Annotated in this window: 19 protein-coding genes; 5 read left to right on the forward strand and 14 right to left on the reverse strand. The window is 73.4% G+C overall.

What is annotated here, in order from left to right; translation table 11 throughout:
• Window positions 1-138 precede the first annotated feature (138 nt).
• Window positions 139-771, forward strand: a complete 633-nt coding sequence (locus tag ACH45E_RS00885) for a potassium channel family protein (protein ID WP_361436667.1) — start codon at window positions 139-141, stop codon at window positions 769-771.
• Entirely contained in the window at window positions 768-2,177 is a 1,410-nt protein-coding gene (locus tag ACH45E_RS00890; RefSeq protein ID WP_361436664.1) for a DUF2252 domain-containing protein, read from the forward strand. The genes ACH45E_RS00885 and ACH45E_RS00890 overlap by 4 nt, the downstream gene beginning before the upstream one ends.
• A 30-nt stretch (window positions 2,178-2,207) precedes the next feature.
• Here ACH45E_RS00890 and ACH45E_RS00895 read toward each other — a convergent pair whose 3' ends face one another.
• From ACH45E_RS00895 to mgrA, 4 genes are all read right to left on the reverse strand, one after another.
• Complete coding sequence (locus tag ACH45E_RS00895) at window positions 2,208-2,405, reverse strand: hypothetical protein (RefSeq protein ID WP_361436661.1); 198 nt, start codon at window positions 2,403-2,405, stop codon at window positions 2,208-2,210.
• Between the two features lie 140 nt (window positions 2,406-2,545).
• Entirely contained in the window at window positions 2,546-2,977 is a 432-nt protein-coding gene (locus ACH45E_RS00900; protein WP_361436903.1) for a hypothetical protein, read from the reverse strand.
• 70 nt (window positions 2,978-3,047) lie between these two features.
• Window positions 3,048-5,726, reverse strand: coding sequence for a LuxR C-terminal-related transcriptional regulator (locus ACH45E_RS00905; RefSeq protein WP_361436658.1), 2,679 nt, complete (start codon window positions 5,724-5,726; stop codon window positions 3,048-3,050).
• 413 nt (window positions 5,727-6,139) lie between these two features.
• Complete coding sequence (gene mgrA, locus ACH45E_RS00910) at window positions 6,140-7,129, reverse strand: L-glyceraldehyde 3-phosphate reductase (protein ID WP_361436655.1); 990 nt, start codon at window positions 7,127-7,129, stop codon at window positions 6,140-6,142.
• A gap of 111 nt (window positions 7,130-7,240) precedes the next feature.
• Between mgrA and ACH45E_RS00915 the strand changes: the two genes are divergently transcribed.
• Together ACH45E_RS00915 and ACH45E_RS00920 are read left to right on the forward strand one after the other, a co-directional pair.
• Window positions 7,241-8,116 carry a LysR substrate-binding domain-containing protein gene (locus ACH45E_RS00915; protein WP_361436652.1) on the forward strand — a complete coding sequence of 292 codons (876 nt, stop codon included), beginning with the start codon at window positions 7,241-7,243 and terminating at the stop codon, window positions 8,114-8,116.
• 82 nt (window positions 8,117-8,198) lie between these two features.
• The gene (locus tag ACH45E_RS00920) at window positions 8,199-8,711 is read left to right on the forward strand and encodes a DinB family protein (protein ID WP_361436649.1); all 513 of its coding nucleotides are present in this window, start codon (window positions 8,199-8,201) and stop codon (window positions 8,709-8,711) included.
• Here the strand turns inward: ACH45E_RS00920 and ACH45E_RS00925 are convergent.
• The 7 genes from ACH45E_RS00925 to ACH45E_RS00955 form a co-directional block, all read right to left on the reverse strand.
• Window positions 8,678-9,772 carry an adenosine deaminase gene (locus ACH45E_RS00925; RefSeq protein ID WP_361436646.1) on the reverse strand — a complete coding sequence of 365 codons (1,095 nt, stop codon included), beginning with the start codon at window positions 9,770-9,772 and terminating at the stop codon, window positions 8,678-8,680. The two genes, ACH45E_RS00920 and ACH45E_RS00925, sit on opposite strands and share 34 nt — an antisense overlap.
• A 78-nt stretch (window positions 9,773-9,850) precedes the next feature.
• Window positions 9,851-10,243, reverse strand: a complete 393-nt coding sequence (locus tag ACH45E_RS00930; protein WP_361436643.1) for a VOC family protein — start codon at window positions 10,241-10,243, stop codon at window positions 9,851-9,853.
• A 111-nt stretch (window positions 10,244-10,354) separates the two neighbouring features.
• Window positions 10,355-11,281: a M48 family metalloprotease gene (locus tag ACH45E_RS00935; RefSeq protein ID WP_361436640.1), complete on the reverse strand. Its 927-nt coding sequence runs from the start codon at window positions 11,279-11,281 to the stop codon at window positions 10,355-10,357.
• Window positions 11,278-11,652, reverse strand: coding sequence for a BlaI/MecI/CopY family transcriptional regulator (locus ACH45E_RS00940; RefSeq protein WP_361436637.1), 375 nt, complete (start codon window positions 11,650-11,652; stop codon window positions 11,278-11,280). Before ACH45E_RS00940 ends, ACH45E_RS00935 begins: the two co-directional genes overlap by 4 nt.
• A 152-nt stretch (window positions 11,653-11,804) precedes the next feature.
• A complete protein-coding gene (locus ACH45E_RS00945) occupies window positions 11,805-13,127 on the reverse strand; it encodes an aldehyde dehydrogenase family protein (protein ID WP_361436634.1) in 1,323 nt (440 codons plus the stop codon).
• A 115-nt stretch (window positions 13,128-13,242) separates the two neighbouring features.
• The gene (locus tag ACH45E_RS00950; RefSeq protein ID WP_361436631.1) at window positions 13,243-14,442 is read right to left on the reverse strand and encodes an RNA polymerase sigma factor; all 1,200 of its coding nucleotides are present in this window, start codon (window positions 14,440-14,442) and stop codon (window positions 13,243-13,245) included.
• Window positions 14,442-14,792 carry a YciI family protein gene (locus tag ACH45E_RS00955; RefSeq protein WP_361436628.1) on the reverse strand — a complete coding sequence of 117 codons (351 nt, stop codon included), beginning with the start codon at window positions 14,790-14,792 and terminating at the stop codon, window positions 14,442-14,444. The genes ACH45E_RS00950 and ACH45E_RS00955 overlap by 1 nt, the downstream gene beginning before the upstream one ends.
• A 140-nt stretch (window positions 14,793-14,932) precedes the next feature.
• Between ACH45E_RS00955 and ACH45E_RS00960 the strand changes: the two genes are divergently transcribed.
• Entirely contained in the window at window positions 14,933-15,991 is a 1,059-nt protein-coding gene (locus ACH45E_RS00960) for an acyl-CoA dehydrogenase family protein (RefSeq protein WP_361436625.1), read from the forward strand.
• Here ACH45E_RS00960 and ACH45E_RS00965 read toward each other — a convergent pair.
• The 3 genes from ACH45E_RS00965 to ssuE form a co-directional block, all read right to left on the reverse strand.
• Window positions 15,970-17,112 carry an LLM class flavin-dependent oxidoreductase gene (locus tag ACH45E_RS00965; protein ID WP_361436622.1) on the reverse strand — a complete coding sequence of 381 codons (1,143 nt, stop codon included), beginning with the start codon at window positions 17,110-17,112 and terminating at the stop codon, window positions 15,970-15,972. The genes ACH45E_RS00960 and ACH45E_RS00965 overlap by 22 nt on opposite strands.
• Window positions 17,113-17,183: 71 nt before the next feature.
• Window positions 17,184-18,368, reverse strand: a complete 1,185-nt coding sequence (locus ACH45E_RS00970; protein ID WP_361436619.1) for an SfnB family sulfur acquisition oxidoreductase — start codon at window positions 18,366-18,368, stop codon at window positions 17,184-17,186.
• Between the two features lie 5 nt (window positions 18,369-18,373).
• Complete coding sequence (ssuE, locus tag ACH45E_RS00975; RefSeq protein ID WP_361436616.1) at window positions 18,374-18,928, reverse strand: NADPH-dependent FMN reductase; 555 nt, start codon at window positions 18,926-18,928, stop codon at window positions 18,374-18,376.
• Window positions 18,929-18,950: the final 22 nt, after the last annotated feature.

Raw genomic sequence — 18,950 nt, forward strand, 5'->3', positions numbered from 1 at the left:
ATCGCGGCGCTGGTGGACCGCCGCCGGGGGGGTGTGGGGGGACCACCCCGGGCCCGCGCCCCGCTCGTGAGCGGCCGGCGTACCACCCGCGGTGGGTGATCCGCCGGCCGTCCACGACGCGATGCAGTGGGACACGAGATGAGCGATCCCATGGCCGCCCGGACGGAGCACTCCCGGTCCGGGCAGGACGCGCACCCGCCGGGCCGCAGGCGCCATGCCGGCCGGCGGGCGGCCGTCATGGCCGCCCTGCGCTCCCTGCTCACCGTCGCCGCGCTCGTCACCGCCTACTACCTGCTGCCCCTGGACGACCTCCACACGGCCGGGGCCCTGATCCTCCTGGCGTGCGGCCTGCTGGCGGTCCTGCTGGTGTTCCTGTGGCAGGTGTGGGCCATCATGCGTTCGCCCCACCCCCGGCTGAAGGCCGTCGAGGCACTCGCCGCCACGGTGGCGTTGTTCCTGGTGCTCTTCGCCGGCGCCTACTACCTGATGGACCGGGTCGTTCCCGGTTCCTTCAGCGAGCAGCTGACCAGGACGGACGCCCTGTACTTCACACTCACCACGTTCACCACCGTGGGCTTCGGCGACATCACCGCCCGCTCCCAGGGGGGACGCGTGCTGACGATGGTGCAGATGACCGGCGGACTGCTGCTGGTGGGCGGCGCCGCGCGGGTACTCGCCGGCGCCGTCGAGGCGGGACTGCGGCGGCGTGAGAAGCCGGCCGAGCCGGACACCGACGACACCACGACGCTGGACCGGGAGGCCGGACCATGACCACATCGAGCGCCTGCACGACCCGGCTGCCGGCCGCCGAACGGGCGGTCCACGGCCGGCAGGCCCGGACGCGCGTGCCGCGCTCGGAGCAGGGCCGGTTCGACCCGGGGCCGAAGCGGCCCGACCCGATCGAGGTGATCGAACGGCAGTCGGCCACCCGGGTACCGGAACTGGTGCCGATCCGCTACGGCCGCATGCTCGAGTCGCCGTTCCGGTTCTACCGCGGCGCGGCGGCGATCATGGCGGCGGATCTGGGGACCGCTCCCGACACCGGGCTGCGGGCGCAGCTGTGCGGTGACGCCCATCTGCTGAACTTCCGGCTGCTCGCCTCGCCCGAGCGCCGCCTGGTCTTCGACATCAACGACTTCGACGAGACCCTGCCCGGCCCGTTCGAATGGGACGTCAAGCGACTGGCGGCCAGTTTCGCGATAGCGGGCCGGGCCAACGGCTTCTCCCGCGGGGAGCAGGACGGTGCCGTACGGGCGTGCGTGCTGGCCTACCGGGAGCGGATGCGGGAGTTCGCCGGCCTGCGCACCCTGGACATCTGGTACGCCCAGGACGACGCCGACGGCATGCGGAAGCTGCTGGCGTCCTCGATGGACAAGGCGGCCCGGCGGCGCACCGCCGAGGCCACGGCGCGGGCCCGCACACGCACCCAGATGCAGGCCTTCGAGAAGCTCACCCGGAGCACGGCCGAGGGCAGGCGCATCACACCCGACCCGCCGCTGATCACTCCGCTCGGGGAGCTGCGGCCGGAGCAGGCCGGGGAGGGGCAGGAGAGGGAGTTCCAGAACCTGCTGGAGGCGTACGCGCGGACCCTGCCCTCCGAACGCCGCCATCTGCTGCACCACTACCGCCTGGTGGACATCGCGCGGAAGGTGGTGGGCGTCGGCAGTGTCGGGACGCGGTGCTGGATCCTGCTCCTGCTCGGCCGGGACGACGACGACCCGCTCCTGCTGCAGGCCAAGGAGGCACAGGAGTCGGTGCTGGCCGCCCACACCGGCGGCGAGCGCTACGACAACCAGGGCCGCCGGGTGGTGACCGGGCAGCGCCTCATCCAGACGACCAGTGACATCTTCCTGGGCTGGACGCACGTGACGGGCCTCGACGGGCACGGCCGGGACTTCTACGTGCGCCAGCTGCGCGACTGGAAGGGCATCGTGCAGCCCGAGACCATGGACCCGTCGCTGCTCACGCTCTTCGGCAGCCTGTGCGGGGCCAGTCTGGCCCGGGCGCACGCCCGCTCCGGCGATCCCGTCGCCATCGGCGCCTACCTGGGCGGCAGCGACCGCTTCGACCAGGCCCTCACCGACTTCGCCCAGGCCTACGCCGACCAGAACGAGCGGGACTTCGAGGCGCTGGAGGCCGCCGTCCGCTCCGGCCGGCTCCGCGCGGAGCGCCTCTGAGCCACCCCCGCCCGCCCGCCCAGCTCCCGGTCACTCCGGGAGCTGTCGCATCTCGACCACGCGCAGCCCCAGGGACTGGCAGCGCGCGAGCAGCCCGTACAGCTGGGCCTCATCGAGGACGGGGCCGAACAGGACGGTCTGCCCGGACATGACCACGTGGTCCAGCTCCGGGAAGGCTTTGGCCAGCGTCTCCGACAAATGGCCGTCGACGCGGATCTCATAGCGCATCGGCAGTTCTCCCACAGGCGATCCGCTCACCGGCGGACCGCACCCTCACCTGCGATCCTCCGCTTCGGCGCCCGGCCGGGCCTCACCCGGCACAGGTGATCCGGCGGCCCGCGCGAGAAAGGCCGGTGTCAGGGCCGGTATCAGTGCTTCAGAAGGAGCTTGAACACGATGATCACCAGGCCGAGCAGCAGGTTGACCGAAGCGGTGAGCGTCACGAGGGGCCAGGAGGCACCGGACCGGCGCGCCGCGGCCACGGACCAGCCGACCTGCCCGGCGACCGCCACCGAGAGGGCCAGCCAGACGGCGCCCTGGGAGCCCAGGCCGAGCAGCGGGCTGGCGGCCACCGCGAGGGCGGGCGGAACGGCGGCCTTGACGATCGGCCACTCGTCCCGGCACACGTGCACCACGGTCCGCCGGTCCAGGCGCCGCTGCGCCAGGTGCGCCCCGAACAGCTGGGCATGCACGTGCGCCACCCAGAACACCACACCCGTGAGCAGCAACAGGAGCACGAGCTCGACACGCGGGAACGAACCGAGCGCGCCGGCGCCGGCCACCACGGAGGCCGCGAGCATGGAGCCGTACACGCCGCCCGTGTAGTCGGCGTGCTCTCGGGAAGACGTCGGCTCCCTCACCACCTGGACGTCACAGCAGCCGGAGGTCGCGGGCGCGGCGCACGGCGTCGCTGCGCCGGTTCACCGCCAGCTTCCGGTAGGCGCTCTTGAGGTGGGTCTTCACCGTGTTCACCGACACGTGCAGGTCGGCGGCGATCTCCTCGGTGGACATCATGCGGGCGGCCCGCTCCAGCACATCGCGCTCGCGCCCGCTCAGGTCCTCCACGAAGAGCGGCGCAGGCTCGGCCTTGGGGCGGAGCGGCTCGCCCGGTCCCGCCGGCCCGTGCTCGAGCCAGCCCGCGGCCAGCTGCCGCAGCGGTGGCACGACCAGGAGGGGCCGGAGCCAGGGCCCGGCATCGCGGAAGGGGCGGCGCAGCCGCTCCCGGCGGGCGTCGACGAGCGCCTGCGCGAGCAGCCTGCGGGCGGCGGCGGTGTCTCCCGCCCGCTGGGCGGCCTGAGCGCGGACCAGTGCGGCCCGCACGGAGACCGCGGGACCGATCCGCCCGTCGCCGCGCACGCTGTCGAGCAGGTCGATCGCGGCCCGGGGATCACCCGCGGCGAGCTGGATCCGAGCGGCCTCCACGGCGCAGGCCGGCTGGTCGTCGGCCACGTTCCGCAGCACCTCGGCGGCGTTCTCCGGCCGGCCGGCGGCCAGATGGGCGGCGGAGGCGACCAGGGCCCCGTGGCTCTCCGCCCAGGGGGAGACCACCTCGGCCAGGACGGCCGGGCCCGCCGCCTCCAGCGCGGCCCGGGCCTTGCCCCGGGCCAGCAGCAGACGCGCCCTGGCGATGGCCTGTCCCGCCGCCATCACCGGGTCGCGCACCGCGGAGCGGAGCCCGGCCACCTCGTCGAGGAAGGCCTCGGCCCGGTCCAGTTCGTCGCGGTCGACGGCCACCGCCGCCAGCACGAGCCGCTCGATACCGGAACCGGACGGCTGCGGCAGGCTGTACCGCTCCGTCTCGGAGACCGCCGCCAGCGCCTTGCGTTCCGCCCTGCCGGGCCAGCCGTTCAGGTAGTCGAGCAGGGCCAGGTGCCCCAGCGACTCCTCCCGGGGCAGCACGGTGGCCGCCCCGCCGGACGATCCGGCCACCGTGGACAGGGCGGCGCGGGCGTCCTCGAAATGCCCGGCCCACAGGCGCGTGGCACCCAGATGGGTCAGCAGCAGAGCGGTGAGTTCGGGATGCTTCTCCAGCAGGTGGGCCGGGACCTCCTGCCGCAGGTCCGCGGCGGTCTCGGCGGCCTTCTCCGCCTGCCTGGGAGACCCGGTCAGGCGGGCGGCCAGCGTCTCCAGGAGCGCACAGGTCAGCAGGGCCGCCGCCTGGCCGGGTACGTCACCGGTCAGCAGTTCCTCGGCGTGGTGCAGGTGGGCCAGGCCGTGGTCGAGATCGCTGCGGGACAGTTCGCGGGCGGCGCGCACCAGGTCCGTCGCGGGAGTCGCGGCCTCGGATCCCATCCGGGAGAACAGTTCGGTGAGGTCGTCGGAGCGCAGACCGGTCAGGAGCTGTCCGATCGCCAGGTCGTCGACGAGGGCGGCGGCGGTGAAGTCCCAGTCGCCCGCGGCGGCGCCGTGCGCGAGGGTCTCCGGGAGGGAGCCGGCCCTCCGCAGCCACTGGGCCGCCCGCCGGTGCAGTTCGGGTTCGAGCCCGGGCAGGCGCACCCGCAGATGGGCCCTGAGTATCTCCCCGAACAGCGGGTGGAGCCGGTACCAGCCGTGCCCGAGGTCCTCCACGAAGGCGTTCTCCCGGTGCAGTCCGGCGAGGATGGCCTCGGCGTCGGACTGGCATGTCATCGCGTTCGCCAGATCGGGAGAGAACCGCTCCAGGACGCTGACCCGCAGCAGCAGGTTCTGCGTCTCCTCCGGCTGCCGCTTGAGCACCTCGGCCAGCAGATAGTCGGCGACCGTGCTCCGGTCCGCCTCGAACTCCTTCAGATACGTCTCCGGGTCGGCGCTCTCCTGTGCCGCGAGGGCACACAGGCGCAGGCCGGCGGCCCAGCCCCGGGTGCGCTCGACGAGGCCGCGCGCGGAGTCGACGGGCAGGCGCAGGCCGTGCAGCTCCAGCAGGGTGACGGCCTCCTCCGGGGTGAAGGCCAGTTCCGCGTCGCGGATCTCCGTCAGCTCGCCTGCCGCCCGGTACCGGTGCAGCGGCAGCATCGGCTCGGTGCGGGTGACGATGATCAGGCGCATGCCGCGGCCCGCGTGGTGCAGGACGAACTCCAGCTGCTCCGCGATCCGCGGGGCGGGCACCCGGTCGTACTCGTCGAGGACGACGGTGACGGCCCGGTCACGGCCGCTGAGACCGGCGGCGAGCGCGGCCAGCAGCCTCTGGTCGACGCGCGTCGCCTCGGCCGGGCAGCCGATCTCCTCGGGTACCGGCGCACCGCAGTCCCGCAGGGCGTGCAGGAGGTAGGCCCAGAACATCCCGGGGCGCTGGTCGCCCGCCTCGAGGGTGAGCCAGGCGACCGGCTCTGCCAGCCCCGCCGCCCAGTCGGCGACCAGCAGGGTCTTGCCGGCGCCGGCGGCTCCGTTGACCATGGTCAGAGGGGTTTCCAGCGCTCGCTGGAGGTGCTGGACCAGCCGCTCGCGCCGCAGGAACGTGGTCGGCCTCGTCGGCAGCGCGAACCGGGTGTGCAGGATCGGATCCCCCAGGGGATCCACACCCGTGCCGGCCGGCCCCCAGTCGTTTTCGTCGATCACAGCCACCGCACTCACCACCCGCTGTCCATCGGGCCGGGAACAGCGCACCTTCTCCGCTCAGCTTCTCAGCGTTCCCGTCCGCGCGCGCGGCACGCGGAGACGGACCACCCGGGCAAGGGGGCTCCCGCCCGGGGATTCCACAGCTGGGCCTGAACGGGCGCGGGCTCGCCCCGGAGGCCCGGCAGCCCGCCTCGGAGAGGCGGCGACGGCCTGCGGCACGGCCGACTGCTCGCCCGCGCCGCACGACGCCGCCGGCGCAGGCCCGTCGCGCACGGCGGCGGAGCACCACGCCCCCGTGCGCCGGGCCCGTGGTCGCGGCCGAGGTGGTGAGCGATCGGCGCGGCCTGCGCCCCGCTGGGGCGTGCCGTCGCCTTCCCGTCGTCCGCCCGGAGGGCGACCGCGCGGCAGGCGGGGAGGAAAAGAAGGGCCTAGCCCTTGACCAGCGCGTCGATCCGCGCCAGCTCCTCCGCGTCGAAGTCCAGGTTGCCGATCGCGGCGACGCTGTCCGCCAGCTGCTGGGGGCTGCTCGCGCCGACCAGGGCGGAGGTGACCCTGCCGCCGCGCAGTACCCAGGCCAGGGCGAGCTGGGCCAGGCTCTGGCCGCGGGACTTGGCGATGTCGTCGAGGGCGCGGAGCTTGCCGACCAGTTCCGCGGTCACCGCGTCGGAGTTGAGGAAGGGGCTGTCGCTCGCGGCCCGGGAGTCCTCGGGGATGCCGTCGAGGTAGCGGCCGGTGAGCAGGCCCTGCTCCAGCGGGGAGTAGGCGATGGAGCCGATCCGGAGCTCGTCGAGGGCGTCGAGGAGGCCTTCCTCGGGGCGGCGGTCGAGCATGGAGTAGCGCGGCTGGTGGATGAGGAGCGGGGTGCCCAGCTCACCGAGGATGCGGGCGGCCTCGCGGGTCTGCTCCGGGGAGTAGTTGGACACGCCGACGTAGAGCGCCTTGCCCTGCTGGACCGCCGAGTGCAGCGCGCCCATCGTCTCCTCCAGGGGAGTCTGAGGGTCCGGGCGGTGCGAGTAGAAGATGTCGACGTACTCCAGGCCCATCCGCTTCAGGCTCTGGTCGAGCGAGGACAGCACGTACTTGCGCGAGCCCCACTCGCCGTACGGGCCGGGCCACATGAGGTAGCCGGCCTTGGTGGAGATGACCAGCTCGTCGCGGTAGGGCGCGAAGTCGGCCTTCAGGGCCTCGCCGAGTGCGGACTCGGCCGCGCCGGGCGGCGGGCCGTAGTTGTTGGCCAGGTCGAAGTGGGTGACCCCGAGGTCGAAGGCGCGGCGCAGGATGGCGCGCTGGGCCTCGACGGGACGGTCGGGACCGAAGTTGTGCCACAGACCGAGCGACAGCGCGGGGAGCTTCAGACCACTGCGTCCGGTGCGCCGGTAGGGCATGTCCGTGTAGCGGTCGGGGTGTGCGGTGTACAACGCGACTCCAGAGGTGTTGGCACACGATCTACCGGTGCCACTCTTCCCCGAACGGTGTGCAGCGGTCCAACAGAAGAATCCGATGGAATTCAGCGGATAGGCTTCTCAATCATGGAACTGCGTCATCTCCAGCACTTCGTCGCCGTGGCCGAGGACCAGCACTTCACCCGGGCGGCGGAGCGGCTGATGGTGTCCCAGTCGGGCCTGTCCGCGTCGATCCGCGCGCTGGAGCGGGAGCTGAGGGCGCCGCTGTTCGTACGGACCACCCGCCGGGTGACGCTGACGGAGGCCGGCCGCGCGCTTCTCGCCGAGGCGGAGCGGATCCTGGCGCAGGTCAGGGCCGCGCACGAGGCGGTGGCCGCGGTGCAGGGCGTGCTGCGCGGGACGCTGGCGCTGGGCACCGAGCAGTGCATCGCCGGGGTGCATGTGGCGGGGCTGCTGGCCGCGTTCCGGCGGCGGCACCCGGACGTGGAGATCCGGCTGCGGCAGGCGGGCTCGGGCGCGCTGGCGGATGAGGTGGCGGCCGGCCGGCTGGACCTCGCCTTCGCCTACCGCACGCAGGCGGACAGCGACCAGCTGCGGTCGGTGTCACTGACGAGCGAGCCGATGACCGTGCTGTGCCATCCCAGCCACCGCCTCGCGACGGCCGGGGCGGCGCTGACACCGCACGACGTCGGCGGCGAGGTCTTCGTCGACTTCCACCCCGACTGGGGTCCGCGCCGCACCACGGACGCGGCCTTCGCCGCCGCGGGCGTGCGGCGTACGGTCGCCCTGGAGGTCAACGACGTACACGGCCTGCTGGACCTGGTCGACGAGAACCTCGGGATCGCCGTCGTGCCCCGGCACTTCCGCCACAAGCGGCCGGGGCTCACCGCTCTGCCTCTGAAGGGCACGGGCGAGGCGGAGTACGAGACCGTCGCCCTGCTGCCGCCGGAGCAGGCCACCAGCCCCGCCGCCCGCGCGCTGGTCGCGCTGCTCAGCGACTGACGGACAGTCAGTGCCCTTTCCCCGGCCGGATACCGGCCGGGGACCGGACGCATGAGGGCGTGCGATGCGCGATGGTGGACGTATGCACGCAAGGGACATCCTCATCGACGGCTTCGGCCGCATCCAGGAAGAAGTCCATGCCGTCCTCGACGGGCTCGGTCCGGACGAACTCCACGCCCGCCCGGACCCCGCCGCCAACTCGGTCGCCTGGCTGGTCTGGCACCTCACCCGGGTCCAGGACGACCATGTCGCCGACGCCTTCGACCTGGACCAGGTGTGGCTCTCACAGGGCTGGGAGAAGCGTTTCGGGCTCGATCTGCCGCGCCACGACACGGGCTACGGGCACAGCCCCGCCAAGGTCGCGAAGGTACGGGTCGACGCGGCGGACCTGCTGACCGGGTACTACGACGCCGTGCACGAGCAGACGCTCGGCGTGCTGCGCGACCTGCCCGCCAAGGACCTCGAGCGCATCGTGGACGAACGCTGGGATCCCCCGGTCAGCCTGGGCGCCCGGCTGGTCAGCGTCCTGTCCGACGACCTTCAGCACATCGGGCAGGCCGCCTACGCGCGCGGCTTGCAGAGCTCGGACTCGTAGCCGGGCAGGATCACGTCCTCGAGGAGGGCCCTGCGCTCGTCGAACGGGATGAACGCGCTCTTGACGGCGTTCACCGTGACCGTGCGCAGGTCCTCGACGGTCCAGCCCGCCTCCTCGACCAGCAGGGACATCTCCCGGGTCATCGTCGTGCCGGAGACCAGCCGGTTGTCGGTGTTGAGGGTGACCCGGAAGCCGAGGTCCTTCAGGGCGGTGATGGGGTGCTCGGCGATCGAGGTGGCGCAGCCCGTCTGGAGGTTGGAGGTGGGGCACATCTCCAGGGCGATGCGGCGGTCGCGCACCCAGCCGGCCAGGCGGCCGAGCTTGCCGGCCGCGAGGTCGGGGATGTCCTCGGTGATGCGCACACCGTGGCCGAGGCGCTGGGCGCCGCACACCTGGAGGGCCTGGTGGATGCTGGGCAGGCCGTACGCCTCGCCGGCGTGGATGGTGAACGGCACGCTCTCGCGGCGCAGGTGTTCGAAGGCGGCCAGGTGGTCGGCGGCCGGGAAGCCGTCCTCGGCGCCGGCGATGTCGAAGCCGACGACACCGGCGTCCCGGTAGGCGACGGCCAGCTCGGCCGCCTCGCGGACGCGGTCGAACATCCGCATGCCGCACAGCAGGGTGCCGACGCGGACGGGGGTACCGGCGGCGGCCGCCTTGGCCATGCCGGCGGCGAGGCCCTCCTGGACGGTCTCCACGACCTCGCTCAGCGTCAGCCCGCCCTTGGTGTTCAGTTCGGGGGCGTAGCGCACCTCGGCGTAGACGACGCCGTCGGCGGCGAGGTCCAGGACGTACTCCTCGGCGACGCGCAGCAGGCCCTCGCGGTTCTGCATGACGGCCAGGGTGTGTTCGAAGGTGGCTATGTAGCGGACCAGGTCGCCGGAGTTGGCGGCCTCGTAGTACCAGGCGGCCAGCTCGTCGGGGTCGGTGGTGGGCAGGGTGTGGCCGACCGCGGCCGCCAGCTCGACGACGGTGGCGGGGCGCAGGCCACCGTCGAGGTGGTCGTGCAGGACGGCCTTGGGCAGGCGGCGGATCACTTCGGCGTCTACGCGCGTAGCAGTCATGGCGGGTCTTTCCTTGAGCGGGCTGTTCGAAGCGGCGGTGAGGGCGGGCGGCGGTGGGAACGTGCGGCGGGCCGAGGCTCAGCCGGCGGGCTGGAGCAGGTCCCAGCGGTTGCCGTACAGGTCCTGGAACACGGCGACCGTGCCGTACGGCTCGTGGCGCGGCTCCTCCAGGAAGGTCACGCCGGCGGTGGTCATCCGGGCGTGGTCGCGGGCGAAGTCGTCCGTGTGCAGGAAGAACCCGACCCGCCCGCCGGTCTGGTCGCCGACCCGGGCCGCCTGGGCGTCACCCTTGGCGCGGGCCAGCAGCAGACCGGTTCCGGCCCCGTCCGGCCCGGGCTCCACGACGACCCAGCGGGAGCCGTCGGGGCGCGCCTCGTCCGCGGCGAGCCGGAATCCGAGGGCCTCGGTGTAGAAGCGGATCGCCTCGTCGTAGTCGTCGACGACGAGGGTGACCAGCGCGACGCGTCTCATCGGGGCCTTTCACGGAGGTGCCGGACGGGGTGGTTGACGGGTGAGGTTATACGTAAAACTTCGCGGACGCCAGTCAGAAAGCATGAGGTCCGGCGGCCGGTGAGCCCGCGCTCAGCCGTGCTCCTCGCCCTGGGCGACCTCCACCCGGTGGTGGAAGTCGATCACCCCGGTCGCGGAGGCGGCGAACGAGAGGCCCGCGCAGGCGACGAGCACGAGGGCGATCCAGGAGCGGGCGGCGGCGCGGCGCGGCGCGGCCAGGAGGGCCTGCACCCGCTGGGGTACGGGGCCGGTCGTCACGGCGGGCGCGAAGTCCGGGCGTTCACCGCGGGCGGACTGGCCCACGAGCGCGGCGCGGGCGATGGCGCGGGCGGTCAGCCGCCGGTCGCCGACGGCGTCGGCCGCGGCCTCGTCGGCGACGCGCTCGGCGGCGAGCCGGATGGTCTCCCGGACCGGGCGCAGCGCGGGGTGGCAGTGGGCGGCGAGTTCCGCGGCGGCGAGGAAGTAGTGGTGGCCGCCCTGGTTGTGGGCCCGCTCATGGGCGAAGAGCGCCTCCCGCTCGGCGGCGTCCAGACTGCGCAGCATCCCGGTGGTGACGACGATCCGGTGCGGGCGCCCGGGCAGCGCGTACGCGTCCGGGTGCGGCGAGTCGACCACGCACAGGTCGCCCGCGGCGGGCCCGCGCCCGGCCTGGGAGCGCGCCACGCGGAAGGCACGGGTCTGGCGGCGGACCGAGCGCACGAGGGTCCAGGCGCACACCGCGAGCACGCCCACGGAGGCCGCGGCCGCCGGGACCACGAAGAGGTCGGAGGCGGTGCGCAGGGGGTGGACGAGTTCACCGAACGTGGCGAAGACGGACACCTTGAGCAGGCCGATCAGCACGAAGGCGCCGAGCGCGGCGAGTGAGCAGCCCGCGCACACGACCGCCGAGACGGTGATCAGCCACAGCGCGGCGCCGGGCGCCAGCCGGTCGAGGGTCCGCCGGGCGAGTGCGGGCAGGGCGAACGTCAGCACGAGCGGCAGGAGCAGCAGGGCGGTCATCGCTCTGCGGGGGGTTCGAGCAGGTCGCGCAGGATCCGCTCGTCGTCGGGGCTGAGCTGGGCGACGAACCGGGCGAGCACGGTCTCGCGGTCGCTGTCGCGGTCGAGTTCGGTGTGCATCCGGCGGGCGGTGAGGCCCTGGGCGTCCTGGACCGGGAAGTAGGCGTACCCGCGGCCCTGCCGCCGCCGGTCGACGACCCCCTTGTCGTGCAGCCGGGACAGGATCGTGGTCACCGTGGTGCGCGCCAGGCCGGCGCCGAGGCTGAGCTGCACCTGACCGGGAGTCTGGGGCAGACCTGCGGCCCAGAGGGCGGCCATGACGCTCGCCTCCAGCTCGCCGGCCGGACGCCGTTCGTCCTTCGCGTCGGTCATGGGAAGGTTCCTCACCCCGTATCCGCCCGCGGATGAGCGGCTCATCCGCACGATGCCGTCTCCATTATTCAGGTTCCACCGCTGGTGGTCCTCGTCGCCAAGAGCCGGGCCCGGCCGTCGGTGGTACGGCCGGGCCCACGGGCAGCCCTGGGTCAGTGCAGCGGCTTCGACAGCACCGCCTTGCGGTGGCTGAACGTCTCGATCGAATAGCGGCCGTGGTAGCTGCCCATGCCGCTCTCCCCCACGCCGCCGAACGGCAGGTCGGAGACGGTGAGGTGGGCGAGCGGCAGGCCGTGGCCGAGGCCGCCGGAGGAGGTCTCGGCGGCGATCCGCTCCCGGGTCCCGTCGGACTCGGTGAACACGTACAGCGCGAGGGGCTTGTCGCGGTCGTTGACGAAGTCGATCGCCGCGTCGAGGCCGGGCACCGTGACGATCGGCAGGATGGGGCCGAAGATCTCCTCCTGCATGACGGGGGACTTCGGGTCTACGTCGGCCAGCACGGTCGGTGCGATGTACTTCGCCGTACGGTCACCCGCGCCGCCGACGACCGCACGGCCGGAGTCGAGCAGGCCGCTGAGCCGGTCGAAATGGCGCTCGTTGACGATCCGGCCGTACTCGGGCGACGTCGCGGGGTCGGTGCCGAACAGAGCCTCCACGGCCCGGGCGAGCGCGGGTTCGAGGGCGGCGGCGGTCTCGGGGTCGGTGAGGACGTAGTCGGGGGCCACGCAGGTCTGGCCCGCGTTGAGGAACTTGCCGCGCGCCAGCCGGTCGGCGACCACGTCGAGGTCGGTCCCGCGGTCGACGAACGCCGGTGACTTGCCGCCGAGTTCGAGGGTGACGGGGGTGAGGTGCTCGGCGGCCGCGCGCATGACGATGCGGCCGACGGTGCCGTTGCCGGTGTAGAAGACGTGGTCGAAGCGCTCGGCCAGCAGAGCCGTGGTCTGAGGGACACCGCCCTCGACGACGGCGACCGCGTCGGTGTCGAGGTACACCGGGATCAGCCGGGCCAGCGCGGCCGAGGTGGCCGGGGCCAGCTCGCTGGGCTTGGCCACCACCGCGTTCCCCGCGGCCAGCGCGCCGACCACCGGCGCGAGCAGGAGCTGCGCGGGGTAGTTCCAGGGGGCGATCACGAGGACGACGCCCAGGGGGTCGTACTGCGTCCAGGCCGTCGCGTCCGCGCCGAGGTACGCCGGAACGGGGGCGGGCTCGGGGCGCAGCCACTCGGCGAGGTGGTCGAGGGTGTGGTCGATCTCGCGGACCGTGAAGTCGATCTCCGTGCGGTAGGCCTCGGTGGCGCTCTTGCCGAGGTCTGCGTGGAGCGCGGCGGCGAGTTCGTCGCCGTTCTCCGTGAGCAGCGCGCGCAGGCGGCCCAGCTGGCCGGTGCGCCACTCGACGGGCTTGGTTCGGCCGGTACGGAAGGTGGCGCGCAGCCGGGCCACGACGTCGGCGGGCTGCTCGGAAGTGGAGTGGTTCACGGTGTGCCTCGCTGGTGGATACACGGACTTTGCGGCCCGAGGGTACGGCTTCGAAAGGTCAGATGTAAATGCCAACCTTTCAGGTACCAAAATAAATTCCCGGGGCCGGGTCGGATCACTTCGCGCGTGCGAGCTCCTGCCGGCGCCGTTCGAGATGCGCCCGCTCCGCCGGGCTCCTGGCGAGCTCCACGGCCGTCTCGTACTCCCGTACGGCCTCGGTGTGCCGGCCCAGTCGGCGCAGCAGTTCGGCGCGGACGGCGTGGAGGACGTGGTAGCCCGGGAGATCGAGCGCGTCGACCAGGCGGAGCGCCTGCGCCGGGCCCTCGACCGCGGCCACGGCGACCGCACGGTTCAGGGCGACCACAGGGCTCGGGGCGACGGCCGTCAGCTGGTCGTACAGCCGCAGGATCTGCCCCCAGTCGGTGGCCCGGTCCGTCGGCGCGTCGCTGTGCACGGCGTTGATCGCGGCCTGGATCTGGTACGGCCCCGGCCGGTTCCGGCGCAGGCAGCGGCGGACCAGGTCCTGGCCCTCGGCGATCCGGTCGCGGTCCCAGCGGGCGCGGTCCTGCTCGGGCAGCGGTACGAGGACGCCGTCCCCGTCCTGCCGGGCGGGCCGCCGCGCCTCGACCAGCAGCATCAGCGCGAGCAGGCCGGTGACCTCGGGCTCGTCCGGCATCAGCCGCGCCAGCAGTCGGCCGAGCCGTATGGCTTCGGCGCACAGTCCGGGTTCGCCGGTGTACCCCTCGTTGAAGATCAGGTAGAGGACGGCCAGCACGCCGCCGAGCCGGTCGGGCAGGTCGGCGTCCCGGGGCACGCGGTACGGGATGCCCGCGTCGCGGATCTTCGCCTTGGCCCGGACGAGCCGCTGGGCCAGGGTCGGCTCCGGCACCAGGAAGGCGCGGGCGATCTGCGCGGTGCTCAGGCCGCCGAGCAGGCGCAGGGTGAGGGCGACCCGGGCCTGCGGGGCGAGGGCGGGGTGGCAGCAGGTGAAGATCAGGCGGAGCCGGTCGTCGCGCACGGGGCCCTCCTCGGCCGGTGCGTCGGGCGCGTACAGCCGGGCGGCCTCGGTGTGCCGGGCGTCCCGGCCCGCCTCGCGGCGCAGCCGGTCGATCGCGCGGTTGCGGGCGGTGGTGATGATCCAGCCGGCCGGGCTCGGCGGCACCCCGGTCTCCGGCCACTTCCGCACGGCGGTGGTGAAGGCGTCCTGGACCGCTTCCTCGGCGAGGTCGATGTCGCCGAGGAAGCGGACGAGGACGGAGACCGCACGCCCGTACTCGGTACGGAAGACGGCCTCGATGTCCGGGGTGTCCGGCATCAGTGCTGGTCCACGAAGGGCCGCACCTCGATGGGGAGGGTGGTGGCGAGGGCCGCCTTGCGGCCCCACTCCAGGGCCGCGTCCAGGTCGGGGGCCTGGATCAGGCACAGCCCGCCGAGGTACTCCTTGCCTTCGGCGTACGGCCCGTCGGTGATGAGCACGTCGCCGTCCTTGGGCCGCAACATGGTGGCCGTCTCCGGGCCGTGCAGTCCGCCGGCGAAGACCCAGGCGCCGGCCTCGCGCAGCTCGTCGTTGTAGGCCTTGACGTTGCGCATGATCTCGGCGAGCTCGTCGGGCTCGGGCGGCGTGCCGTCGGTCGGCGTGACCACGCTGAGCAGGTAGTGCTTCATGATGTCCTCCTTGGCGTCGCCGGGGATGCTTCCGCTGGGAGCTCCCGGTGGGACTCCCGATGGGGGGCGTCCCACCTCCTACACGAACGGCACACCCCCGGTTCGACACCTCGGCCGCCCGGATCGGGAGAATTCTCCGTATGACCATCGCAGCACACCCTCTCGTCGTCCGTGCCCGCCGGCTCGCGGACGAGCTGCTCGCCCCCAACGCCGAGCGCGTCGACCGGACGGAGGTGCCCGCGAGTCACATCGAGGCGGTCAAGCGGGCCGGGCTGCTCGGGCTGAGCGCGCCGGTGGCGTACGGCGGCTCGGCGGCGCCCTCCTCGGTGGCGCGGGAGACGGCCGAGATCCTGGCGGGGGCCTGCTGCTCGACGTGGTTCGTGCAGACGCAGCACCACACGCCCGTGCAGATCCTGGCCAAGGCCGAAACGCCCGTCCGGGAGCGGCTGCTGGGTCCGCTGGCCCGCGGCGAACTCATGTCGGGCGTGGCGTACGCGCACCTGCGGTCACATCCGCGCACTCCGGTCCGGGTCGCCCGGGACCGGGGCGGCTGGCGCTTCGACGGCACCGTCCCCTGGTACACCGGCTGGGGTCTGAACGACGTGCTGCTGCTGGCCGGGTTCACCGACTCCGACGAGGTGGTCTTCGCCTTCGGCGAGGCCCGCGACCAGCCCGGCCTGCGCGCGTCGTCGCCCATCCGCCTCGCGGCCCTGACCGCCGCCCGCACGGTGTCACTGGAGCTGGACGGCCTCTGGCTGCCCGAGGAGGCGGTGGCTCTCCGGATGCCGCACGAGCGCTGGGCGGCGGCCGACCGCGACCGGACGGTGAACGCCTCCCCGGCGGTGATCGGCGTCGCGGAGGCGGCCCTGGCCCTGCTGGACGAGGAGACGGCCGGCCCGATCCGCGCCCGCCTGGACGAGGTCCGCCGCCGGGCCTACGCCCTGGCCGACGATCCGGCCGCGGCCGAGCACCCGGCGGAACGGCTGGCGGTGCGTACCCGGTCGTACGACGTCATGCGGACGGCCACCACCGCGGCGGTGGTGGCCGGCGGCGGCCGGGCGATGACCTTGGACAGCAAGGCCCAACGCCTGGCCAGGGAAGGCCTGTTCCTGCTGGTGCAAGGGCAGACGGCACAGTCGCGCAGGGCTCATCTCGACGCCCTGACGGGGCACGGGCCTCAGCTCGCGAACGGCACCTGAGCGGCGGGGGCGGTGTCCTGCCGGAAGGGGTGCCGCCACACTCCGCGCGCGGCGAGCCTCGGCAGCACGCCCTCGCCGAACCAGTACGCCTCCTCCAGATGCGGATACCCGGACAGCACGAACTCCTCGATGCCGAGGGCCGCGTACTCCTCGATCCGGTCGGCGACCTCGTCGTGGCTGCCGACCAGGGCCGTCCCCGCCCCGCCCCGGACCAGTCCGATGCCGGCCCACAGGTTGGGGTGGATCTCCAGCCCGTCCCGGCCGCCGCCGTGCAGGGCGAGCATCCGCTGCTGCCCCTCGGACTCGCTGCGGGCCAGCCCGGCCTGGACGGAGTTGACGGTCTCGGGGTCGAAGCCGTCGAGGAGCCGGTTCGCCTCGGCCCAGGCCTGCTCGGCGGTGTCCCGGGTGATGACGTGCAGCCGGATCCCGAACCGCAGCGTCCGCCCCTCCTTCGCGGCCAGCCCCCTGACCCAGGTGATCTTCTCGGCGACCTGCTCGGGCGGCTCGCCCCAGGTGAGGTACACGTCGACGTGCCGGGCCGCGATCTCTCCTGCGATCGGCGAGGACCCGCCGAAGTACACCTCGGGGACCGGGTCCGGCACCCGGGCCAGTCGCGCGTCCTCGACCCGGAGGTGCTCGCCGTGCAGATCGACCGTCTTGCCGTCCCACAACCCCCGTACGATCTCGAGGAATTCGCCGGTACGGCGGTAGCGGTCGTCCTTGTCCAGGAAGTCGCCGTAGGCGCGCTGTTCGTGGCTCTCCCCGCCGGTGACCACGTTGAGCAGGAGCCGCCCGCCGGTCTGCCGCTGGAAGGTGGCGGCCATCTGCGCGGCGAGCGTGGGTGAGACGAAGCCGGGCCGGAAGGCGACGAGGAACTTCAGCCGCTCGGTGTTCTGGCTGACCATCGCGGTGGTCAGCCAGGCGTCCTCGCACCAGGCACCGGTCGGGGTGAGCGCACCGGCGAAGCCGAGGTCCTCGGCGGCGCGGGCGATCTGGCTCAGGTAGGCGACCGTCGGAGGCCGGTCCCGTCCGGAGACGGTGGCCGGGGTGCCGTGGCCGCCGCCGACGACATGGCGGCTGTCGCCGTTGGTGGGCAGGAACCAGTGGAAGGTGAGGGACACGTGGGGTCTCCGATCGCGAGTGTCCGTGGTCCGGCTGTCGGGCTGTCGGGTTGTCGGGCTGTCCAACGCCGTCAGAGCAGGCCGTGGCGGGGCGGGCGGGTGCCGCTGAGCACGTACCGGCCGATGTGCTGGATCTTCCAGCGCGTCGGGTCGTGCAGTGTGTGGGTGCGGGCGTCCCGCCAGTGCCGGTGCAGATTGAGGGAGTCGAGCGCCGACCGGGTGCCGGACACCTCGAACAGGGCGCTCGCCACCTCCACCGCGGCCTCGGCGGCCCGTACCTTGGCCGCGGCGACGGCGATGGATGCCTCGGCCGCCGTGTCGTCGGTGAGGCCGGCCCGGGCCGCGTCCACGACGCGGGCGGCCTCACGCAGCAGGGCCTCCGCGGTCCGTACGTGCAGGGCGAGTTCACCGAACCGCTGGATCAGCAGCGGGTCCTCGGCGGCCGTGTCGATGCCGCTCTCGAACCAGGGCCTGCTCTTCGTCCGGACGAACGCGGCGGCCTCGTCCAGTGCTCCCCGGGCGATCCCGGTATCGATGGCGGCGTGCAGCAACTGGGCCACCGCGCCGTGGAGTTGGGGCCCTTGGAAGGTGAGGTGGTGCGCGAGGACCCGGTCCGCGGGTACCTGGACGGCGTCCAGGTGGACGGTGCCGCTGGCCGTGGTGCGCTGGCCCATGCCGTCCCAGTCGTCGACGACCGTGACACCGGGGGCGTCCCGGGGGACGTACGCCACATGCGGGTTGTCGTCCTCGGCGCGGGCCAGCACCGGGATCCAGTCGGCGAAGAGGGCGCCGGTGCAGTAGTGCTTGACGCCGGTCAGGAGGTAGGAGCCGTCGGCCTGGGGCTCCAGGCGGGTGCGGATGTCCTGGACGTGCCTGGTGCCCGCCTCCGACTGGGCGTTGCCGAAGCGGCGGCCCGCGAGCAGTTCGCCGAAGAAGAACTTCCGCTGCTGCTCGCTGCCCTGGCGGCGGATGACGTTGACGTACGCGAAGTGGCTCTGCGGGATCTGGGCGAGGCTGCCGTCGGCGGAGCCGAGCAGCCGGAAGATCTCCGCCAGGGTCCGGGCGCTCACATCCGCCCCGCCGTGCTCGGCGGGCACGGTGACCGCGAGCAGACCCGAGGCGGACAGGCGGTCCAGCTCGGCTCGGGGCAGCCGCCGTTCCGCGTCCCGTCCGGCCGCGCCCGCCCGGAACTCGTCGGCCAGGGCCGCCGCGACGGCGAGGGCCTCGGCGTCGTCGGCGATGACGTGTGCGGTCATGGCGCTCAGCCCGCCGCGGCCAGCAGCGGGGTGCGGCCCAGCGCGGCCGAGAACTGGTCGAGTACCTGGCCGAGGGCTTCGGCGGTGGCCGGGCCGACGGTCAGGGCGCCGTCCTCGTGCACCGTGATGTCCTTGTCGAGGGTGAACCAGCCCTGGACGATGTGCGCGGCGCCCATGGAGTTCAGCACCGGGCGCAGCGCGTAGTCGATGGCGAGGACATGGGCGGTGCTGCCCCCGGTGGCCAGCGGCAGCACGGTCTTGCCGGTGAGCGCGTACTGCGGCAGCAGGTCGAGCAGCGCCTTGAGGACTCCGCTGTACGAGGCCTTGTAGACGGGGGTGCCGACCACGACGCCGTCGGCGCGGGCGAACAGCTCGGTCGCCTCGACGATCGCCGGGTGCCGGAAGTCCGCGCCCAGCAGCGCGTCGGCGGGGATCGTGCGGACGTCGAGCGGGATCACCTCGTGGCCCTGGGCGGTCAGCCGCTGGTCCAGATGGCGCAGCAGGCGGTTGGTACGGGAGGAGGCGGACGGACTGCCGGAGACGGACAGGACGGTGGCCATGGGGTCCTCTTTCGAACAGGAG

It is taken from the genome of Streptomyces sp. NPDC020299, from assembly GCF_044387825.1.
Taxonomy (GTDB): domain Bacteria; phylum Actinomycetota; class Actinomycetes; order Streptomycetales; family Streptomycetaceae; genus Streptomyces.